We start from the raw sequence: 21,081 nt of genomic DNA, 5'->3' as shown, positions 1-21,081 counted from the left end.
TTGACACCAATACTGGATACTATGTCTCTAACTATCGGAATCGTTGGCCTGCCGAATGTCGGCAAGTCCACCATGTTCAACGCGCTGACGCGCAATAATGTCCTCGCCGAAAACTACCCGTTCGCCACCATCGAGCCGAACACCGGCATCGTTCCGCTGCCGGACAAGCGCCTTCCCGTGCTCGCCGAGCTGGTGCACACCGAGAAGATCGTGCCCGCGACCGTCACCTTCGTCGACATCGCCGGCATCGTCAAGGGCGCCTCCGAAGGCGAAGGCCTGGGCAACAAGTTCCTGGCCAACATCCGCGAGGCCGACGCGATCTGCGAGGTCGTGCGCGCGTTCGAGGACGACGACATCGTGCATGTCAACGGCAAGGTGGATCCGGCCGACGACATCGACACGATCAACACCGAGCTGATCCTCGCCGACATGCAGACCATCGAGAACGCGCTGCCGAAGCTCGAAAAGGACCTGCGCGGCAAGAAGATCGAGCAGGCGTACATGGACGCGGTCAAGAAGGCCAAGGAGATCCTTGAAGCCGGCGAGACCATCGACCATGCCGCCGCCGCAGGCAAGATCAACAAGGACGACATCTACGACCTGCACCTGATGACCGCCAAGCCGTTCATCTACGTGTTCAACGTGGACGATAACGAGCTCGCCAACAAGGAGTTGCAGGCCAAGCTCGCCGCATCCGTGGCGCCGGCGCCGGCCGTGTTCCTCAACGCCCAGTTCGAATCCGACCTGACCGACCTCGACGAGGCGGACGCCCGCGAGATGCTGGAGGACGCCGGGCTGTCCGAATCCGGTCTCGACCAGCTCGCCCGCGTCGGCTTCGACATCCTCGGCCTGCAGACCTTCCTGACCGCTGGAGTCAAGGAGGTGCGCGCCTGGCAAATCCACAAGGGCTGGACCGCCCCGCAGGCGGCCGGCGTCATCCACACCGATTTTGAAAGGGGCTTCATCAAGGCCGACATCGTCTCCTACGACGACTTCGTGGCCGCCGAAGGCTCCATGGTCAAGATCAAGGAGGAAGGCAAGCTCCGCCAGGAGGGACGCGACTACGTCATGCAGGACGGCGACATCGTCGAGTTCAAGTTCAATGTGAGCAAGTAGGGGGTTGCAGCCCTGAAAAACGGCGGAATACCAACGTTTCCGGTCTCCGGACACGTGCGGATTCCGCCGTTTTTCGATTACTGGGGAATGGCCGTTTTTGCCACGTATCTGGCCATTTGTGGCCCGGATAGAGTGCCAATAGAGTGCCCTTGAGAGGGCGCTTGCGGCAGATGCCCGAAGGCGCTCCCGACAGGGAGGAACATCATGGCGGCCAATGGCAGACGACGTACGAAGGGATCTGGCGGCATCGTCCATCGCGCGGACGGGACGTGGGAGTTCCGCCGCGAGAAACACGTTTCACTCGACGTTTCACGCAGCGGATAAACCTTGACCATCCATCCGGTCGCGATGTTTAATGATAACTCAACTATCCGGAATTTCCGGATAGTTGAGTTATGCGGGATCGCCCTCGTGGGCGGTTTCTGTTTCTTCTTGTTGGGTTTTGCCGCCATGCTCTCCGGCGTCCTCGCCCATTCCGGCCTCAAGGATGCCCTTCAACGATTCCGATGCCCGTATTTTCAGTGGGCGCTTCCCGGACTGGATGGCGAGACCCGCGTCCATGAGCTCTCCCACGTACTTTCTCGCGCTTTGCTTGGATAGTCTGATATGGTATGCGGCATCGTTCAGCGTCATGGACTTGGTCGAGTCGAACATCTCCTCCTGGATCACGCCATATAGTATCGAGACCGCCTTCGCGGACAGACCGTGCTTCCGTTCGAGCTGGTCGCAGACCGCCCGGCCCTTGTCGAGCTGGTCGACTCTAACTTCGAGTTCGTCGATCAGCTCGTCCTGGGCCTTCCGGATGAATCCGAGGATGGTGTTCACGAAGAGCGTGAGTTCGCCACAGTTCAGCTTGTCCTCCGCCTCCATGAATGCCTTGTAGTAGGCGTTCTTGTTCTCCGCGATGGTGCGGGACAACGACAGCACGGTGGGCATGGTTAGGTCGTGGTTCAGGTACAGGGCCAGGAGATACCGGCCGGTTCTGCCGTTGCCGTCGTAGAACGGGTGGACGTATTCGAACAGGAAGTGCGACATGATGGCCGACTGCAGCCGGGGAATCTCGTCGGAGGTCGCGAGATGGATCATGTCGGTGAGGAGTGCGCCGATATTGCCTTCGCCTTTGACTCCATTGTGGATCGCGAGACCGTGCGGGCCTTGTATTTCCACGTCGCCTTTCCGGAACAGTTCGCCGTCCGGCTTGTCGCTCTCGTTGATTTCGTCGAGCACGATCTTGTCGTAGATGTCGCGGATGTCGGCGATTCCCGCCGGCAGTGCGGAGTCCTTGTCGGTGAGGTTCAGGTACAGCTTGGCGAATTCGCTGAACCGAGCCTTGGGGTCGTCGCCGTCCTTCCTCGCCTTGTCGGCCGCTTCCACGGCTTCCTGGGTTTCCTTGCGGGTGCTGCGTACGCCTTCCATCTCGTTGGTGGCGAACAATTCCTCGCTGATGGAGTGCCGTATGTAGTCCCAGCGCATGACGCCAGGGATTTGGTTCCAGAGCCGGGATACCCGCCGTTCCGCGAGAAGTATCTTTTCCGTGAGCATGGATGTCTCGCGTGGTGTGGCGGCGAACAGTTCGCCCAGAGGGGTGACGACCCCGGTCCTGAATGTGGAGTCCGCCTCGAGCCGTTGCCGGGCAAGCTTCGCATGGTTGTTGAAGGCGTCATTGGATCTGTCGGTATGGAACGACCGCGCCAAACTCCTATATTTCATACCCATTGTTCCGCCTCTCTTTCCGAGTTAGGCTCTTAATTGTAGAAACTATAAGATAAGACGAGAAATAAGTCAAATAAAAGTAGCCGATTGCATAATTAATATCAATTTAATCGCGATTAGACATGAAGGACGAAGCCCCGCACGGCACCACATCCGGCTTTACGCCGGATCGTCTTCATCGCCATCGTACTTATGCTCATCCTCATGCGCCGCGAAGTCGAGATCACCGCGCCTGCAGAAACTCAGGCAAACGCACAGGAGCCTTAAGGCCATTGCGAATGTCTCGGATGCATCCGTATGTGATCGTTCCATCGCAGAGACGGTCGATTTCTCTGTTTCCGTATCCGCTGCTTCGGATTAGGGCATCGATGACCTTTACGGAGGCGTAGTCGCAAGCTTGTTGTGTGACTTTTGAAAGAACGGGGCTCTGTTCCGTCATTCTTGGCGATTGGCTCTGACGGCTTTGTGACACATCCAGGCGTGTCTCGGCAGGAGAGTCGTTGTGCTGCGTTTCCGTCCGTCCCGCCTCGCCGTGTCTCACTTTGCTCCGTCAACGTCTCGGTGCCACGTCACCATTGCGGTATGAACGATTCCTCGAGTACGATTGCGGATGTGACCTCGGTCGCCGCGGTTTCGACAGCATCGTCATCGACAGCAGCGACCCCGCGTCGCCCCGCAGTGCGTCTGCGCACCTTGCGGCGCGACGATTATCCTGCGCTGATCGAGATTCTGCGGCGTACATGGTACAGCGAATGGTCAGGCGGCCAAAAAACGGACAGCGATTGTTCCCGTCGGCTGGCGGAGGCGGACTTCCATTCATGTCTGGCGCGCTCTTCCGAGGCGACCGTCGCGGTGCTGCACGGCCGGCCGGTGGGCGTGATATTGGCGCGGGTCGACATCAATGTTCCGAAACGATTGTGCCTCCTGCCGAACCGGCACCATCGTCATATCATCAGGGCATTGTTCCCGTTGCTGTTTTCGACCGCAGGTCGCTCCGGCATTGCTGAAATGCTGCGTATCAACCGTGTCGACAGACGGCTGATACGAGGGGCAAAGAACCGATACGACGCCGAGGTGACGCTCTTCCTGGTCGACGAGCGAATCCGTGGCGGGGGAGTGGGCGGCTTCCTGTTCGATGATCTGCTGGAACGGTTCCGCCGCGTTGGCGTCCGGCGGTACTATCTGTTTACCGACACCGGCTGCAATGTCGGTTTTTATACGCGTCGCGGCCTGACGCACAGGCGCGAGGAGAAGGTCGAATGGGATGACGGTGGCTCGACCGTTTTTTATCTTGAGGAAGGAACGGTATAGGCAGACCGCCGTATGAGGCCTGCGAGCCGGACGCTCACAGGCTGACGATGTCCGCGCCGAACGGCCAGAGCGCCAGTTTCGCCATCTTGAACGACTGGATGCCGAACGGGATGCCGATGATCGTGATGCAGTTCAGCAGGCCGGCGCCCACGTAACTGAGCGCCATCCAAAAGCCGACGAGCACGACCCAGATGATGTTGGCCAGCGTCGAGCCGACACCGCCACCGTAGCGGACGGTTTTGCCGAACGGCGTCAGAGTGAGCCCCGCCATCTTGAATGCCTGGAGGCCCAGCGGAATGCCGATGATCGTCACGCACAGCACGAGCCCGATCAGCGCCCAGCCGATGGCGATGATCAGACCGCCTAGGATAATCCACAGAATATTGCTGATAACTCTCATTCTTCCTGTCCTCGATTGTCTCCGATTGTTGTCGTGCGGTGCGCGGATGACGTGACTGGTGAATGATCTGCCGCGCATCGTCGCACTGGTTTCATTGTGGCATATTGTCAACAGGATGGCTCACTGACGAGTGCCTGTATGACTGGTTCTTCACACAAGACGTAGCCGTCGGCATGTCGGAAATGCTGCTCGGCCGATTCCGCCGGTCGAAGTGAGTTCAATCACATTACGCTGATGAAAGACCGAAAACCCTTGTGCATGGGGCGCATCGCCGATAGTGTCGCGTGATATGGGAACTCAGACTACGAATACAGCGCCACAATCCACGACCAATGCGCAGGGGAACGGCAGCCTTCCGCTGCCTCAGTCAGATCGTGATGTGGAGCATCTGCAGGGACACTGGCTGCTCGCCCGCATCGGTAAGCGCGTTCTGCGCCCTGGCGGCAAGAAGCTGACCGGGCGCATGCTGGCGAAAACCGAGTTGGAAGGCAAGGACGTCGTCGAATTCGCGCCCGGCCTTGGCCGTACCACGCAGCTCATTCTTGAGCGCAAGCCGAAAAGCTATCGCGGCGTCGACCGCGACCCGCAGGTGGTGGACATCATCACCAAGCTGACGGCCGAGAATGCACCGTCCATTCCGACGAGCTGCGCTCTGCACGACGCAGCGGACACGGGGTTGGAATCCGAAAGCGCCGACGCCGTGATCGGTGAGGCGATGCTTACCATGCAGACTGAGCGCGGCAAGCGGGCCATCATCGCAGAAGCCTACCGTCTGCTGCGCGCTGGCGGCACCTATTCGATTCACGAGCTTGGGCTGCAGCCGGACGATCTGCCTGAGCCGGTCAAGGACGAGGTGCGCAAGGCACTCGCCCGCAGCATCAAGGTCAACGCCCGTCCTCTCACCGAGAAAGAGTGGCGCGAGCTGCTGGAATCCGAGGGCTTTGAAGTGCTGTGGAGCGGCAAGGAGCCGATGGCGCTGCTGGATATGCACCGCAATCTCGCCGATGAGGGGCTTGGCGGCGTGCTGCGCATCCTGCGTAATGTGTTGGGGAACAAGGACATCCGCGCCCGCGTGATGAACATGAAATCCACGTTCCACAAGTACAGCAAGGAGCTCAACGGCATTGCGTTCGTGGTGCGCAAGCCTGCGAAGTGACGATGTGCCGGCCGACAGCCGGGCGGATGATTCCGCCGGCGGCCGTGCTGGCAGATAATGATGGTGGATGGTGTCGGAAGATCAGCCGCGGTTCGATGCCCGGTACGGCGTCCGACATTGATATGCACTGATATACGTGGATGCGCGTCCGCGCAGCAATATGCGGCGCGAACGCGCAACAAAAAGATACGGCAACGTAACGAAGGAGAACATCATGGCAGATGAGAACGAACAGCAGTCCGCATGTGAGGCGGGACGTGACGAGCAGCACTGCAAGTGCCGTCAGCGCAGGGCCGCGGCCGAGGCAGCCGCAGAGAACGCTTCGGCCGCTCAGCAGCCGGCCGCCCACCATTGCACGTGCAAGCACGACGGCGCCGCGGAAGCCGGCGAAGGCGAAGCGCACCATTGCAAGTGCAAGCACGGTGATGCCGAGGAATCCGGTGATGAGCAGCCCAAGCACTGCGCGTGCAAGCACGATGCCGAAGGCCACGCCATTTCCACGGAACCGCACCTGGGCTATGTGGCCGATCTTGCATCGCTGATCGAGATCCAGCAGGAATCCACCGTCTCGCGCGTGGTGATGCGTGAGGACGGCCTGCGTGTCGTGCTGTTCGGTTTCGACAAGGATCAGGCGCTGAGCGAGCATACGGCCGCCATGCCGGTGACCATTCAGGTGCTTGAGGGCAAACTGCGCGTCGGCGGCGAAGGCCGCGAGGTCGAACTCGTACCCGGTGGCGTCGTCTACCTGAGCGCCCGCCTGCCGCACACCGTCTACGCCGTCGAACCCAGCAAGATGCTCCTGTCGATGTTCGACAACCGCGGCTGAGGATAATTCGGGCCACCTGTATTGTTGCGTAGCCGCTTGCCGCTCCGATTACATCGCCGGAGCGGCAAGCGGCATAGTGGTGAGATGACCGTGATACGCAATGGGCGGCGTCGAATTTCCGGCAAATCAAAAGTCAAATTGACGCATGAATCTCATACGAGGCATAATCGGGACAATCGTCTATAGGGATTGAGAAGGAATGCGTTTTTCCGTCAAAAATCGAATCGATAAGCTGGACATCCCCGTAGATGATGTCGCCTTTCTTGTTGCGTAGCACGACTGTCACATATGCCCCATTTAGAATGGAATCGTAGCCGGTGTTTTTGGCTTCGATCTCTCCATTGAATAAGGTACGGCTAAAACTATCATGCGACACCGAGAGATTTGACGTTGTGAAGGTGATGACACCATGTGATTGCCGGATATTGGTGCCGCCAGGTTGGTTTATGGAGAATTCCACACTTTCCGGAGTTTCGCTTCCGGGGCCATTGCCAGCTTGTCCGACAAGATATATGGTCTGCTTCGGGAACGATACTACCCTGACGTGATCCTCAGCGAACAGTATCGAGCCGTCTTTCGCACGCCCGGTGATGCTAATCGCAGGAAACTCGACCTGCAAGGTGCTGCTGGTGTTCTTTACCGCGACGGCATAATGGATATAGCCGGCACTGTCCGCCGACCACCCTGATTCCGTGATTTTCAGCGGGTTCTCCGTTGTATCGCTCTGCGTATTGTCAGTGCTGTTTCCATCCGTTGTCTGCCCGTTCGCGGAGCCGTTGAACTGATTGCTGTCGTTCGTGCCATCCTTGCCCGGCTGTTGTGCGTCTGACGTATTGCTGTGAGATGATGACGTAGTGCTGCTGTTCGGCGTGGACTGTTTGCCGGTTTTGAACACATTGCCGAGAACCAGCATGCCGGCTATGAGCGTGGCGATCAGAATCGCAGAGATGGCACCGATGATAATCGCCTTGCGCTTGGAGCGCTTCCGGGCCGATTGCGGCGCGACGTTCACGATGGCGGGCCTGGCGATGTTCTCATTTTGCTGTGCAGGCTGTCCCAGTATCGCGCGGCGCAGTTCGTCGGCGCTTTGAATACGGGCGCTCGGTTCGAATGAGCACGCCCGGTCGATGACCGACTTCAGCTGGGATGGCACCACATGGGGGTCGGCGAGCAGCTGGCCGTATCGCTTGTCGTCAGGGTAGACGCCGGTCAGCATGTATCCAAGCAGCCGTCCCAGCGAGTACACGTCCGATCGGGCGTCGGTCTGTGTGAACCCGAACTGCTCTGGGGAAGCGAAGCCGTAGGTGCCCAATGCCTTGGTGTCGTGCGTCGCATTCGCTGCGACGGTCCTGGCGATGCCGAAGTCGACCAGATGCGCTCCGTCGTCGGCGACAATCACGTTGGATGGGGTGATGTCCCGATGGATGATGCCATGCCGGTGCAGCTCGGTCACGGCATCGCACAGTTGGCAGATCAGTTGTGTCGCCGTGCGCTCAGGAAGTTTTTCCTGTTGCTGAACGACGTGCTCCAGAGGCCGCCCCGATACGTAGTCATACACCACCACGAAATGATCGGGCAACTCGTATGTTGCCTCGACGTGTGGCAGGCGTGGGTTCGTGCAGGCGCTGAGAGCCGCCCATACGTTGCGTTGGGCCAGCTGGGATGGGATCTTCTTGCGCACGAACGGACCGATGCCGTCGATGTTGACCAGTTCGGTGACGCCGCCCTGACCGCGAGCGAGCGTGCGCTCGACGCGGTAGGTGTCGTCGATCCCCATCGCGTGCGCGGTCTGCTTATCGTCCATCTTGCTCCCCAGTCTTGGTCGTTACCCGCTATCCTAACCCGTTCCCGATCGACATGCTCCATGGTCTAAGATTCCGCCCCCGCTGGCGGAGACAAGCGCACGAGTGATGTGCTAAGAATCTCGCCCCCGCTGGCGGGGGCTCCCGCGAAGCGGGTGGGGGCGTCGCCGGCTACCTCCCCGCACTAGTCCTTCGGCACCAAGGTATCCTCGCCCATCCGATACAGTTCATCGTCGGTAGCGGGAAGGTCCCGGCCGTTCTGAATGCACCAGATGATGATTGCGTCGCGCCGCTGCTTGCAGTAGAGCTCGCTCACGCCGGCAAGCCGCAGCAGCCGCTGGGTCTCGCGCAGGTCGCACCCAAGCCCGAACGCGAGTCTGATGGCGTTGTTCCTTCCCGGCCGGGATTTGCCGGCGAAAATATCGTAGATGAACGTCTGATTCATGCCTGTTTTTTCTGCGAGAGGGTTGCGCTTGATTCCGCTTCTGTCGAGCAGTTCGTTCAGATAATCGGGCAACGCACGATCTGTGATGTGCTCCTCGTCGAGATACGTTTCGATCTTGGCACTGTGAAGCAGCCGGTCAAGCAGCTCTTCGGTCAGATGCTCTTCGGGGGTGTCTGCCATGTTGCGCTCCTCTTGTTATGTCGTGTGATTCTGATGTTTCAGCGTAGCGAGACTCGCCCGGCGAAACGCCGGAGAAAAAAACAGTTGGCAACTGATGCGGGGCCATGTCGCCATCCTGAAAATTGACGTTGCCACTGCCGTAAGGGCACGTGGCGGAAAGGATAGATTCAGCTCAGATTGACTAGCTAAACTTATTACATAATGCTAATTTGCGTACATATTCACAGTGACATACACTAATTGATGAGTACAGTGACATCAAGTGGCTGACGAGAGAAGGATGTGACAATGAACGAACGCAGCCGGTTTGCCATCGAGGTCGGACTGGCGGTCATGCTCACATGTCTCGCCGTTTGCGCGCTGGCGATGTCGCTGGCAAAGAAAGAGGAAGAAGAAAATCATGACAAACGATAGTCAACAGCCGGCACCCTTCCCCGCCGGCGGCAATCAGCCAACGACTTCGGGCAGTAATGATGCGCCCACCCAATTCATTCCTCCGACCGAACAGCCTGTGCCGCCGACGCAGACAATGCCGCCAGTTCAAGATGTTCCCGCCCAGACTCCGTCGTACAACGATCGTGTGTATGCGACCAGTCTGCAGCAGGTAATGCAGGCCGTCCACGACCAGCTGTCCACCAGCGCCACGTTCACCGTGGATGAAGAGAACGTCGCTGAGGGAACGGTGACATTCCACGCATATGACGGAGCACAATTCACGCTGAAGGCCAGCGCTCAGGGTGCTGACGGGACGGCCATCAAACTGGACGTGACCGGTGATGATGGTGGCACTCGGACCGCTGAATTCCTGTCTGTTCTTGATCCGGCACTTGCTCTGCCCACAGCGGCACCCGCCGATGCGGCGAATGCCCCGAAGAAGGAGAACAAGGCCTGGAAGATTTTGAATAATCCTCGGTTCACCGGCGCTTCCGGTAACCGCTCTAAACTCGCCATTGCAGCACTTGTATACAGCATCCTGATGGTGCTGAGCACGTTCGCGCCGGCGACATTGGAATGGGGAATGTTGTTCTCCATGGCGTTCATATCCTTGTTGCTGACATTTGCTGCGTTGTATGTAACACGTCCCGGCGGCAAGGTGACTGGTCAGCTGTTTGCTTGGATTGCCGCAGTACTTACAGTGTTGGGTTTTGTCATTGGCAGTGTAGGCATTGTTGTCTCCGGAGCTCTCGAAAAGGCCGCTCCGGCCGCCGCACCGGAAATTGAGCGCAAAGCTTTCTCTTGGCCAAAAACCAATATTGGCACCAAACTTCCAACCCCGAAATCTACGACTGGTGGCAATCTCATTGAACATGATGACATGCTCTCTATTGATGTGTGTGATACCAATGATGAACAGTATGCCGCGTATATTGATGCTGTTCTTGAGAAGGGCTTCACTGTAGATTACAGACGCAGGGGCGGATGGTTTAGAGGTAAGACCAAGGATGGCTATTCCGTAAGGATTTCACATGATGAGTCGAATAAGGACATCATGTCGATAAGCCTGCGCGGTCCTGATGATTCATCTACATCAGATACCAGCACAAGCTCTGATACATCTGCGAGTAATTCAAGTAATTCAAGCAGCAGTGCAGGCACCACGACGAAAGAGGATATGAAAAAACCGAGGACAAGAAATCCACTTCCAGCGACTTCAAATCCACGATGGATAGTTACGAGGCATTCGTTGACAAGTACAAGAGCTCCGGCGACCCGGTCAGCATGCTCAGTGATTACAGCGCCATGATGGACGAACTCAACACATATAGCACCAAGATAGATTCCATCGATTCCGGCTCGCTCAGCGCCAGCGACCTCGCGTACTACAACGAGGTCATGGCTCGATGCACGCAGAAACTTGCGTTCATCAGCCAGTGACACGGTATTCGGCACTCCGACAATCCACATAAGGAAGAAGGACAAGCAATGGGTTTTCTCGATCAGATCCAAAACAAGCAACAGGCGTTCAGCAAGGCCATACCCGGCACGGAGGCGCTGGCCGGTACGTTGAAGGACACGTTCGGCGCGTTTCGCAACGGGCTTGGCATCGCCGAGACGCGGTCGTCGGGAACCTGTGAGGGATGCGGCGCGCCGCTGTCCGGCCATAAGCGCGAGGCGGTTCGCTGCGAATACTGCAATCGCGAGACGCAGCTGAACTAACCGACCGAACCTGTGCGCTGGGCGGATGCGCCGTCATGCAGGCAACACGCATGGCGGCGCATCCGCGCTTGCGCGAGAAGACGAGGAGAAAGCACATGGCAATCATCAAGGCGTTCGCGGGCGCGCTCGGCGGAACGTTCGCGGATCTATGGAAAGACATCATCACTGCCGGTCGGTTCGACGAGTATGTAGTGGTCGCGCCGGGAGTCCCAAGAGGCACGAACAACGGACGCGGGTCGAACGAGTACGGTTCTGAAGGCGTCATCAGCAACGGTTCCCACATTTATGTGCCCGAAAACACGGCGGCCTTCATCTTCTCCGAATCCGGCATCGAGAACGTGATTACCGAGCCGGGCGGTTACGAGTACCGCGACGGCGAGAAAAGCGTGCTCGCCGGTGACGGCATCGGATCGCTGTTCAGTTCGGTCGCCAGTCGATTCACATTCGGCGGGCAGCCGGTGGAGACGAAGTATGTGGCGTTCGTCAACCTGCGTGAGATCCGCGGCATTAAGTTCGGCACTCCAGCGCCGCTGGTCTACAATGACAAATTCTATGGCGTGGATTTGGAGATACGGGCGCGGGGCACGATGTCACTGAAAGTCACCGACCCGGTTCGCTTCGTGCGCAATTACGTTCCCGCCAACGTAACGTCGTACGCGTTCGACAATCCCAAGGCTAGGGAACAGATTCTTTCCGAATTCGTCCAGTCGTTCATCGTCGCCATCAACTCGTTGTCCGATCAGTATCGAATTTCGCAGCTGCCTGCCCATGCGAACGATATCGCCACACGCGTGCGCAACGATGAGACGAATGCGGGGACGTGGAGGAATCGCTTCGGATTCGAGGTGTCCGGCGTCGGCATCGAGAGCATCGAGTTCGATGAGGAGTCTCGCCAGCTCGTGCGCCAATTCGCTTCGAACAAGATGAATGTCTCTGCGTACGAGGGCGTCTCGCAGACGGCCGGCAACATGGCCGCGCAGCAGCAGATCGCCCGAGGTATCCAGAACAACGGTTTCGGTGATGGCGGCGGCATGCTCCTCGGCATGAACATGGCTCAGGCCATCAATCCGATGACCGCGGCGCCGGCAGCGCCGATGCCGATGGCCGCGCAACCGCAACAGCAGCAGCCGCAGCCTCAAGCCGCACTTGCAGCCGAAAGCACGGGCGGTGCCGATACGGCAACCTCCGGAGCCGGCGCGGCAGCGCCCTCGCACGCCACCTCCATGAGCGTCGCAGAACAGGTGGAAACGTTGAAGAAGCTCAAGGAACTCGTCGACATCGGCATCCTCTCCCAAGAGGAGTTCGACATGAAGAAGCATGAAATCCTAGGCCTGTAACGTTTTTTCTGCCGTAACGAATCGTCAAATCTCCCGGTGCATGAAGAGCCTTGCCTTTATATGCCGGGAGATTTATATTTCTCTGTTCAAACGCGCCGCCACATGATGCAGTCGCAGCCGCGCTGATGCGCGAAGAGAATCCCGGACTTTTCCGGAAGTTGATCGAGATGAGGCATTGTTCGTGGCAGCGGAAATAGACACGAATCGTCATGCCGAATCAGTACGACTGTCGATGATCGGCCTTGCCGCGGTCTGCAGTGCGGTCCGCTCTGTCAACGTCTGCTGTTTTTGCCGGGATTGCCGTTGGGAAACAGCAGATAGGTGAGAACACCGGCGGCGGTGCCGCTGGCGAGAGCCGCGGTGATGACGGCAAGTGCCTGCATGGCCGTGCTCAGCGGTCGTTCCTTGTTTTTGCGTGCCCGTCTGCCGGCAGCCGGCTTGGACGCCGGTGCGACCGGCCGTGCATCGTCTGCTTCGCTGGGAGCGTCAGGCTCGGTAGCGCTGTTTGCTTTGGTATTGTCGGCCGTCCCAAGCTCCTTGATGCGCAGTTCAATCGGATCGTCAACAAGGGTCTTGATGATCTTCGCCAGTTCGCGGTTGCCGCATTCGGCGATTTCGGCGCTGAACACGGTGCGCAGGGCGAGGTACTGCAATTTGGTCATGGGACTTCGGCCGGTCTCCAGATTGGAGATGGTCTGCCGTGCGACTCCTAGCTCGTTGGCCAACTGCTGGGTGGTCCATCCCGCCACTTTGCGAAGCGCCCCCAGATTCTCCTGAAACTGGCTGATCCACAACTGTTCGATTTCCGACGTCGCCAATGCGCACCTCCTTTCGCACAGTCACTAGTGTACGTTACGAATGACTGAAGCGTATACCGGTCGTGTGACGTACGGTCTATGTGGCGCATCGGTCCACGCCGTCCTATGCTTGGAACATGGAGTCAGACTGCTCCCGATTGTGCCGGGGCATCCGCCTGATCGTGGCGGGCAAGGCGACTGTTCAATGACAAGGAAGGCTGTGGAATGCGCATCAGCGACGAGGAGTTCGAGCACGAGGTCGAAACGGCCATCGACAGTCTTCCGGACCGGTTCAAACGCGCGCTGGACAATGTCGGTATCGCGGTCGCCGACGAGCCGAACGAGCGTGAGCGGGCGACGATGCAGCGCCAGTGCGATGAGCTGCTCGGCCTGTACGAAGGTGTGCCAATCACGCGGCGCTTCACCGGATACAGTGGCGTCATGCCCGATATCATCACCATATACAAGGGCCCGCACGAGCGCGTCTGCGCCACGCGCGACGACCTGCGCCGGCAGATTCGCAAGACAGTGCTGCATGAGCTCGGCCATTATTTCGGTTTTGACGACGATTATCTGCACGCGCACGGCTACTGAGGACATCCGACCCGCCGATTTGTACGGTATATGAACTTTGGGGGGTTGATTCGGGGCTCTCCGAACATCTATCTGCGTTTCAAGGGGTTGCCAAAACACGATATGCAGGGTATTAGAAGCTGTATGTTGCTGGAATCATGCGGTTTTGGGAGCGTTTATACTTGAGCACCACCCCCTCGAAACGCAGATAGATGTTTTGACGCATCCGAATCAACCCCTCGAAACGAAGATAGCCTCTGGATTTGTCGGCTGTTGGCGTTTTTCAGCGTGATTTCTTCTCCGATGCGCACTGATGCCGATATGGGGCGCCCGCATCGCGAAGGAGCGCGGACGATTTTGTTGATTGTATGCGCGTTACGTGCGGATATGGGATAACCGGCAATCGGGCGAATCCTGTCTGATAGGGTGAACCACTATCGGGGGATGTTAGGTTCCGATGAAAGGAATTCATTATGCAGCAGATTCAGTACGTTTGCGTCAAATGCGGATGCCGGTCATACGACAGCGACCAGTTCCAGGCGACCGGCGGCGATTTCGCCAAACTGTTCAACGTGCAGAACAAGAAGTTCGTCACCATCTCCTGCCGCCAGTGCGGATACACCGAGTTGTATCGCGCGCAGACCGGCACCGGCATGAACGTCCTCGACTTCCTCGTCGGCTGACGTCATGACGGTATAGGGGACCTCCCGCATCCCGGCCCGATCGGGGGCCGGCACATGACGGGAGGCCTCTAAGATCAGGCTGATATCATCAAACAACCACCATACTCACCGGCAAAGGAGACTGACCTTGCACATGCAGTTCGTGCACGCCGTGTTGTCCTTGCATATTGCTCAAAACTCGCAGATCTCTCAAACATCACAGACCGTGCGGTCCGGATTCGACCAGTTCGTCCTGTGGTATGGCAATCTGCCGCAGCTGGCTCAAACCGCGATCACCGTCGTCGTCGGCGCGATTGTCTCCTATCTGGTGTTCAAGATCGTCGCCCGTCTTGTCAAAGGTCTGGTGACGGCGGTCATCGCCGCGATTCTGGCATTCCTGATCAGTACGGTTCCGGGTAATCTGCTGCTGTCCAGCGCGTTTGACCGCATTCAGCAGGAAGTCACCACGCATCTGCCGTCCGACATCAAGGACCAGTTGGGCTGAGTGTGTGGTGTGCTTTGTGACGCGTCACATTGTCGATTTCGGCGATATGACGCGATGACCGTCATTATTCGTCAGATGATGATGCCGTTGACGTGATCGATTTCGTGTTGGATGATTTGCGCGGTGAATCCGTCGAAGGCAGTCGTGTATTCGCGCCCGCTGCGAGCCTGATAGGTGACGGTGATGCTCTGGTAGCGTGTTGTCGGACGTTCGCCATCCAGTGACAGACATCCTTCGGCGGTATCGAATGGGTCGCTCCCAGCAATGATGCGCGGGTTGAACATGATTGCGTTGCGGTTGTTTTCCTTGTCTTGGAACACGATGATCCGCTTTGCCACGCCTATCATGTTCGCGGCCATGCCCACACATTCGCCGCGATGCGCCGCCAGCGTGTCACGCAGGTCGGTCGCGGTGGCGCGGTCCTCGTCGTTCGACGGGTCGGCAGGGGCCGATGCCTGCGACAGAAAAGCGACGGAGGTCATGATCGGTTGTTGCATTGATACTCCCGTGTCGTCGGTGGATGCCGGTGTTGCGGCGCCGGATTCGATGTCGAGTTATATGGTACGCCATGCAATCCCGCAGCCTCCATTCCGCGCGTAGTCCCATTGGCTGACTTTCCCGTGGGACTATGAGCGGATATCCGTGCCGCGGCGTGACCCTTCATCCGGAGAAAGTCCCATGTGACGACCTTGAGATGGGACTTTGGCGGGATGAGATGATGAAATGGAGTGGGGGCGGATGCGCGATGGTGTGACTGCCGGCGCCCGTGCGACTACCATGGGTGACGGAACATGACATTGAAACGTGATTCGCCGGCCGCTCTAAAGCCGGTGGCGAACGCAAAACACGAACACACAAGAGGGGAGTGAGTGCGATGAGGATCGAACATGCGGTGGCCAGTCTGCCGGCCAATGGAAGCGGCCCGGTGTTCTTGCTGTTGCACGGCTGGGGGTCGAACGAGCATGACCTGCCGGGATTGCTGGATTATTGTGCGCCCGGCGCCGATTACGCGTCGTTGCGTGCGCCGATTTCGTACGGCCCGGGCTACACGTGGTTCGGCTCATGGGATTACGAAGGCGTCCCGACCGGCGAATCGCTCGATCGGCAATCACGCCAAGCCGGCGAGGCCATCGACGCATGGGTGGCCGACAGCATCGCCCCGGAGCGCCCCATCGTGGTCATGGGCTTCTCCCAAGGCGGTCTACTCGCCGGCGAGATGCTGCGCGTCAACCCGAAACGGTACGCCGCCGCAGTCAGTTTCTCCGGCTTCCTCGCACATGGCGAGTTGCCTGGCGACGACGAGCTTGCGCGACTGAAGCCGCCAATGTTCTACGGCCACGGCTCTGCGGACGACATCTTCCCCAAGTCCGAACTCGACGCGATGAGCGCGTTCTATGCCTCGCACACCACGCTCACCGAGAAAATCTACCCCGGCATGACGCACAGCATCAACATGCCGGAGCTGCGTGACGTCGCCGCGTTCTTGGAACACAACGGTTTCGTACGGTCTCGCATCTGGTGACGATAGCCCCATCACCCCACGAACTTCAAGGTCAGCGGAACCGTCTCCGCGAGTTTGTCTCCGCTCGAGCGTTCGCTGGTCGGATACGTGATTTCGATGGCCGCGATCTTCCCTCCGGTGACGACTTCGCGGATATACGTGATGGTTCCGTTCTGCTCATAGCTGAGGTACACCGATTGGCCGGCCACCTGCGCGAGCGATATGTTCGCGTTGCCGCCGAGATTCTCCTTGAGCCAGTCGAGCTCCTCCTGCGGGGAGTGAGACAGCGCGTTGTTGCTGCCCCACACGCTGATCTGCGCGGAGCCGGACGTCGCGTCGAACTTGCGACCGTCGCCGTTGTCGGACTCCTGCTGCCACTTGTAACCGGCAGGCACGTCGACACGGTATGAGAACCGCGCGTTCGTGTAGGTTCTCGCACCGGATTGCGATGACTGGGATTGCGATGAGTCATCGGATTCAGTGGTATCATCGCCGTTGCCGTCGGAAGAGATGCCGTCGTCAGGCGACGAGTCGGAGCCGTCTCCCTGCCGCCCGCCGGATACGGTGGCTTCCTTGAACTGGCTGAAATCGACCGGCTGCTCGACCAGATAGTACACGTTGTGGGCGTTGGGCGCCTTCTTGAACGGCTGCATGTTGGTGCCGGGCGCGTACGGGTTGGGCTTCCGGTGGAAGGCGTCATTCGTCGCCTTGATTTCCGGGTATGCGGAGTTTTCGCGGCGGATGAGATACGGGCGGTCCGCATAGGGCTTGTACGTAGTCGAGCCGTCGAAATATCCGTTGGATTCCAGCTGGTCGAGGTTGGCTCCGACCGGCATCACCACGAAGAAATCACGAGCCACGTATTTGAGATATTTTTCGCTCATGGCCTGTTCGGCGGTTCCATCCGAGCCATCCTCGACTTGTTTCTCCGACGTGCCGTCGCAGTATGTCGGCCCGTCGCCCACGTAAGACGTGGTGCCGCATACGGGCAGTCCGAAGCCTGCGTACAGCTCCATGGCGCCGGTATCGCCCTGAATCAGGAAGTCCTTCATTGCGTTGTAGTAGCCGCCGGAGGACGGGTTGCAGCCGCTGATGTCCTGCGAATACGTGCAGAGGGTCAGCTGGTCGAAGAAATCCGAGGAACCTTTGCCGTCGAGCACCAGACCACTCGGGTTTGGATCGGTCTGACCGGGTTCCAATGTCAGGCAGTTGCCGCCATCGGTGCAATACTTCCCTGCCAGAGCCACGGTGTTCGTCATGATCTTGTCCGATCCCCTGTCGGGAATGGACGTGCCGACCACGTCGTAGCGTTTGCTGGCATCCACGCCGTAATACAGGGTCACGTTGGTCTCGCTGGTCCGCACGCCGATGCCGGGATCGGCTCGGACAATCTTGCCGAGATTCTTTCGGCTGGAGAAACGCGGCTTGAGCGTGACGTCGAAGCCCTGTTGCTGGAGCTTTGTTTTCGCCTCGTCCTTGTCCATTCCGGCGATTTCGACGGGTATGCCGTCACCTGTGATCCCGACTCCGATATGGATGCCGTCGTCGGTGTCGCGCACCGGCTCACCGTCCGCGGGCATGGTGACGGCGACTTTGCCGGGATGCTCCGAGACGACTTCGTGCTCGACGACTCTGACGCCCATTTTCAGTAGCGCGGTTTCGGCCTTGCTCGGTTCAGAGCCGACTGTGCCTTCGGGTACACCGGGTCCCATCGATTCGATGACCGTCACCGTAGTGCCCTTGGGCAGACGGTCGCCCGCCTTGACTCCTACCAGACCGAGGCACTTGCCCTTGCCCAGGGCGTTGAACATCTGCTTCTTCTTGACGAGAAAGCCTTTGGTCTCCAGCTCACGTGACACTTCGGCTGCCGTGCGGTATCGGACCGTCGGCACGGTGCGCGGGCCGATCCATTCCAGTTTCCTCGCGGCGAGACCGAACCCGGTTCCAGCGAGAACCACCAATACGGCGATGATCGCCGCGATGAGTTTCATGCGTGGGCGCTTGGCGGACGGCTGCGCGGTGGCGGATCCGGTGGGATTGGCCGGTGGCGTGGCGGATCCGGTGGGATTGGCCGGTGGCGTGGCGGAGTTTCCGGCGGGGACGGTCGGAGGTGTGCCGGCATCGCCCGCATTCGCTGCGAATGCGGCAAAACCATCATCGGATGCCGTCTCGGATGCTCTCGGAGGCGATGGAACCGGTGGCTGCGCCGCCATGTTGCCATAGCCCGACACGGGTATCGGAGCGGTCGGTATCGCAGGAGCACCAGGCGTTCCAGCGGCGGATTGCCGCGGAGCGCCGCACTGGAAGCAGAACCGACTGCCCTCGTCATATGGGGCACCGCAATGCGGACAATATTCCATGATCTCCCACCTCTCTCGCAGCGTTGCTATAAACACCATGATATTCCAGTGCGGCCCGTAGCGGAACCATAGTTCGGCGAGTCGCGCCGTTGCGCCAGTCGGCGTCTGGCGGCATAAAAGAACTCCGCTGATTCGGTGTGGATGTCAGCGGAGTCTGCGGGGTTGTGCGGATTAGTGTTGTGGCGACGGCGTCATGGGACGCATTGTGTTCGGCGTTCCTCCAGCCGGATTCTGTGGTTGCGCGCTATATGGCACGGCAGGCTGCTGATACGCCGCTCCGGCGCCCGGCGCGGCTCCGTAGTTTTGCGTCGGCATGCCACCGTACGCGACTGCGGGCGGATTCGTCGGAGCCGGACTGGCGAATGCCGCCATGTGCGCATGGCTGCGATTCACCACGGAAACGATGGCTCCCACGAACATGAACAACGTTCCCGCGATGATCGCATACATCCCATACGACGGAACGAGTGAGAAGGACAGGTCATTGGCGAGATTCAGCCCAGGCTGAGATGCCGTCGAGCGTACGACATCCATCTCGTGGGAGGCGGAGACGAGAATGAAGATGAGTATTCCCGCGTACAAAGCGCATAAGAGCAGGTTGAGGATGGAGAACGTCAGCGTGGCGGCGTGCAGACGAAGCAGCGCGAACAACAGGATGAACGCCGCCAGCACGAGGAACGCCCAGAACGGGAATGTGCGATCGCTGAACAGCGATGCGCTGATCGAGCTGTCCCCGTCATAGTATTTGAGGAGCTCTTCGCTGGACATGTTGTTGAGCATCTGCTTGATCGCCGCGCTGTCGCCGCTGACGGCCATATACGGCAAAAAGCATCCCGCCACGGTGATCGGTTGCGGGGTTCGGCAAAATGCTGCATGGTGTCAAAAGACTGACGGGAGGGGTCTACGCGACCTCAGGGCGGATGGAAAATCCGGTGGCCGACGCACACCGGCATGGCGTTCTGCCGCCGTTTCCGCGCGGGTAAAAGGCACGGTTGAGCGGCGCGGTTAAGATATGGCAAACAACAGGATGGAGTCGTCCGCCCTGCGCAAGCCCTGGCCTATCATGGACAATGGAGGGCGACGCACGTGCCGCCGTGCGTCAGCAGTGAGTGGAGCCGAACGGACCGGGGAGCATCGAGGAGAGGCATGTCAGCGGAATCGGAAACATCGTCGAATGTGATGGCGGAGGCCATGAATGGTGACGGGGCCACGCCGCTCGTGTCGGTCATCGTGCCGGTGTACGGAGTCGAGCGGTATCTCGACGCGTGCGTGGAAGGACTGGTCGGCCAGACGTACCGCAATCTTGAGATCCTGCTCGTCGACGACGGGTCGCCCGACCGCTGCCCTGCGATGTGCGATGCGTGGACGGCGAGGGATGAGCGGATCCGTGTGATCCACAAGGCCAATGGCGGCCTGTCCGATGCGCGCAATGTCGGACTGGCGAAGGCCACTGGCGACTATATCTACTTCGTCGATTCCGATGACATGGTCGAGCGCAATCTCATTGAACGTGCGATGGCGACGATGCGCGACTATGACGCCGATTTGGTGATGTTCCAGTTCGACACGATCAGCGAAGATGGCAAGCCGCTGACATCCTCGTACAAGCACAACCATTATGACGACGTGATCATCATGACCCCGATCGAGGCGATCAAGGCGCAGGTCAAGGCCGAGATCGACGGGTATTTCTGGTCGTTCGTCGCGGCGGCGTCGATCTACCGCAATCACGGGTTCTCCTTCCCCGTCGGGCGCAAGATCGAGGACATGGCCCGTATCTGCAATGTGATCGGCGAGTCGCATCGCGTCGTGCGCATTCCCGAAGCGCTGTACCATTACCGCATGCGCCGCGGATCCATCACCGGCGACTGGAGCATGCAGCTGACCCGCGACTGGGTGAGGGCCACGGATGATCGCGAGACGTACATCGTTGAGCGGTTCCCCGAGCTGAAGAACTTCATGAAGCTGCAGCAGCTTATCTTCTTCGTCAACCTTGATTATGAGACGATACGGCAGTCGCTCGTGGCGAAGTTCAGCATCGACCCGCAGGATGCCGACCGGATTCGTCGCCGCATCGAGGGACTCACCAAGGACGTCGCCGGAGCGGGCGACGAGGTTCCGGAAAGCACGCAGTCGCTGCTGGATACGATGAAGCAGACGTTCGCCGAGATGGTGGAGCCGGATGCGGGCGCAGAGGCGGGCCAAGCGGCGGATGGGCGAGAACCCGATCGCGAGCCCGG

At 59.1% G+C, this 21,081-nt stretch carries 19 protein-coding genes and 2 pseudogenes; 13 read left to right on the top strand and 8 right to left on the bottom strand.

Annotated elements, in window-relative coordinates:
• Positions 1-21: 21 nt before the first annotated feature.
• Positions 22-1,116: a redox-regulated ATPase YchF gene (gene ychF / locus MMB49_RS05935; protein WP_003813598.1), complete on the top strand. Its 1,095-nt coding sequence runs from the start codon at positions 22-24 to the stop codon at positions 1,114-1,116.
• A 393-nt stretch (positions 1,117-1,509) separates the two neighbouring features.
• Here ychF and MMB49_RS05930 read toward each other — a convergent pair whose 3' ends face one another.
• Positions 1,510-2,832 (bottom strand): Fic family protein, encoded by a 1,323-nt coding sequence (locus MMB49_RS05930; protein WP_052773317.1) that lies wholly within the window; start codon positions 2,830-2,832, stop codon positions 1,510-1,512.
• Positions 2,833-3,411: 579 nt separating this feature from the next.
• Here MMB49_RS05930 and MMB49_RS05925 point away from each other — a divergent pair.
• Complete coding sequence (locus MMB49_RS05925; protein ID WP_003817222.1) at positions 3,412-4,140, top strand: GNAT family N-acetyltransferase; 729 nt, start codon at positions 3,412-3,414, stop codon at positions 4,138-4,140.
• A 34-nt stretch (positions 4,141-4,174) separates the two neighbouring features.
• Here MMB49_RS05925 and MMB49_RS05920 read toward each other — a convergent pair whose 3' ends face one another.
• Entirely contained in the window at positions 4,175-4,540 is a 366-nt protein-coding gene (locus MMB49_RS05920) for a YccF domain-containing protein (RefSeq protein ID WP_003813590.1), read from the bottom strand.
• Positions 4,541-4,829: 289 nt separating this feature from the next.
• Between MMB49_RS05920 and MMB49_RS05915 the strand changes: the two genes are divergently transcribed.
• Positions 4,830-5,696 carry a class I SAM-dependent methyltransferase gene (locus MMB49_RS05915; protein WP_047272375.1) on the top strand — a complete coding sequence of 289 codons (867 nt, stop codon included), beginning with the start codon at positions 4,830-4,832 and terminating at the stop codon, positions 5,694-5,696.
• 214 nt (positions 5,697-5,910) lie between these two features.
• Complete coding sequence (locus MMB49_RS05910; RefSeq protein ID WP_022173454.1) at positions 5,911-6,522, top strand: cupin domain-containing protein; 612 nt, start codon at positions 5,911-5,913, stop codon at positions 6,520-6,522.
• 133 nt (positions 6,523-6,655) lie between these two features.
• Here the strand turns inward: MMB49_RS05910 and MMB49_RS05905 are convergent, their stop codons facing one another.
• Complete coding sequence (locus MMB49_RS05905; RefSeq protein ID WP_047272373.1) at positions 6,656-8,326, bottom strand: serine/threonine protein kinase; 1,671 nt, start codon at positions 8,324-8,326, stop codon at positions 6,656-6,658.
• 182 nt (positions 8,327-8,508) lie between these two features.
• On the bottom strand, positions 8,509-8,949 hold the full coding sequence (locus MMB49_RS05900) for a helix-turn-helix domain-containing protein (RefSeq protein WP_003817229.1): 441 nt from the start codon (positions 8,947-8,949) through the stop codon (positions 8,509-8,511).
• Positions 8,950-9,237: 288 nt separating this feature from the next.
• On the opposite strand from MMB49_RS05900, the gene MMB49_RS05895 reads away from it, so the two are divergent.
• From MMB49_RS05895 to MMB49_RS05875, 4 genes and pseudogenes are all read left to right on the top strand, one after another.
• Positions 9,238-9,363 (top strand): hypothetical protein, encoded by a 126-nt coding sequence (locus MMB49_RS05895; protein WP_003817230.1) that lies wholly within the window; start codon positions 9,238-9,240, stop codon positions 9,361-9,363.
• A pseudogene (locus MMB49_RS05890) lies at positions 9,350-10,824 on the top strand (DUF6591 domain-containing protein). Before MMB49_RS05895 ends, MMB49_RS05890 begins: the two are co-directional and overlap by 14 nt.
• Positions 10,825-10,872: 48 nt before the next feature.
• Positions 10,873-11,106: a hypothetical protein gene (locus MMB49_RS05880; RefSeq protein ID WP_003817232.1), complete on the top strand. Its 234-nt coding sequence runs from the start codon at positions 10,873-10,875 to the stop codon at positions 11,104-11,106.
• 95 nt (positions 11,107-11,201) lie between these two features.
• Entirely contained in the window at positions 11,202-12,443 is a 1,242-nt protein-coding gene (locus tag MMB49_RS05875; RefSeq protein ID WP_047272372.1) for an SPFH domain-containing protein, read from the top strand.
• A 272-nt stretch (positions 12,444-12,715) separates the two neighbouring features.
• Here the strand turns inward: MMB49_RS05875 and MMB49_RS05870 are convergent, their stop codons facing one another.
• The gene (locus MMB49_RS05870) at positions 12,716-13,261 is read right to left on the bottom strand and encodes a helix-turn-helix transcriptional regulator (protein ID WP_047272370.1); all 546 of its coding nucleotides are present in this window, start codon (positions 13,259-13,261) and stop codon (positions 12,716-12,718) included.
• 204 nt (positions 13,262-13,465) lie between these two features.
• On the opposite strand from MMB49_RS05870, the gene MMB49_RS05865 reads away from it, so the two are divergent.
• From MMB49_RS05865 to MMB49_RS05855, 3 genes are all read left to right on the top strand, one after another.
• The gene (locus MMB49_RS05865) at positions 13,466-13,834 is read left to right on the top strand and encodes a metallopeptidase family protein (RefSeq protein WP_003813571.1); all 369 of its coding nucleotides are present in this window, start codon (positions 13,466-13,468) and stop codon (positions 13,832-13,834) included.
• A gap of 452 nt (positions 13,835-14,286) precedes the next feature.
• Positions 14,287-14,496: a zinc ribbon domain-containing protein gene (locus MMB49_RS05860; protein WP_003813569.1), complete on the top strand. Its 210-nt coding sequence runs from the start codon at positions 14,287-14,289 to the stop codon at positions 14,494-14,496.
• Positions 14,497-14,629: 133 nt separating this feature from the next.
• Positions 14,630-14,980 (top strand): hypothetical protein, encoded by a 351-nt coding sequence (locus MMB49_RS05855; protein WP_047272368.1) that lies wholly within the window; start codon positions 14,630-14,632, stop codon positions 14,978-14,980.
• Between the two features lie 71 nt (positions 14,981-15,051).
• On the opposite strand, the gene MMB49_RS05850 is transcribed toward MMB49_RS05855, so the two are convergent.
• Positions 15,052-15,477 carry a peptide deformylase gene (locus MMB49_RS05850; protein WP_003813566.1) on the bottom strand — a complete coding sequence of 142 codons (426 nt, stop codon included), beginning with the start codon at positions 15,475-15,477 and terminating at the stop codon, positions 15,052-15,054.
• Between the two features lie 377 nt (positions 15,478-15,854).
• Between MMB49_RS05850 and MMB49_RS05845 the strand changes: the two genes are divergently transcribed.
• The gene (locus tag MMB49_RS05845) at positions 15,855-16,502 is read left to right on the top strand and encodes an alpha/beta hydrolase (RefSeq protein WP_047272365.1); all 648 of its coding nucleotides are present in this window, start codon (positions 15,855-15,857) and stop codon (positions 16,500-16,502) included.
• Positions 16,503-16,513: 11 nt separating this feature from the next.
• Here MMB49_RS05845 and MMB49_RS05840 read toward each other — a convergent pair whose 3' ends face one another.
• A complete protein-coding gene (locus MMB49_RS05840; RefSeq protein WP_047272363.1) occupies positions 16,514-18,841 on the bottom strand; it encodes a PASTA domain-containing protein in 2,328 nt (775 codons plus the stop codon).
• 171 nt (positions 18,842-19,012) lie between these two features.
• Complete coding sequence (locus MMB49_RS05835; protein ID WP_229941010.1) at positions 19,013-19,666, bottom strand: hypothetical protein; 654 nt, start codon at positions 19,664-19,666, stop codon at positions 19,013-19,015.
• A 366-nt stretch (positions 19,667-20,032) separates the two neighbouring features.
• Here MMB49_RS05835 and MMB49_RS09510 point away from each other — a divergent pair.
• A pseudogene (locus tag MMB49_RS09510) lies at positions 20,033-21,058 on the top strand (glycosyltransferase family 2 protein); the annotation flags it as partial.
• Between the last annotated feature and the right edge of the window lie 23 nt (positions 21,059-21,081).

This window comes from Bifidobacterium sp. SKU (genome assembly GCF_026016405.1).
In the GTDB taxonomy this organism is placed as follows: domain Bacteria; phylum Actinomycetota; class Actinomycetes; order Actinomycetales; family Bifidobacteriaceae; genus Bifidobacterium; species Bifidobacterium bifidum.
Note: the sequence above shows the minus strand (reverse complement) of the source record. Positions and strands in the feature narration are given on the sequence as shown.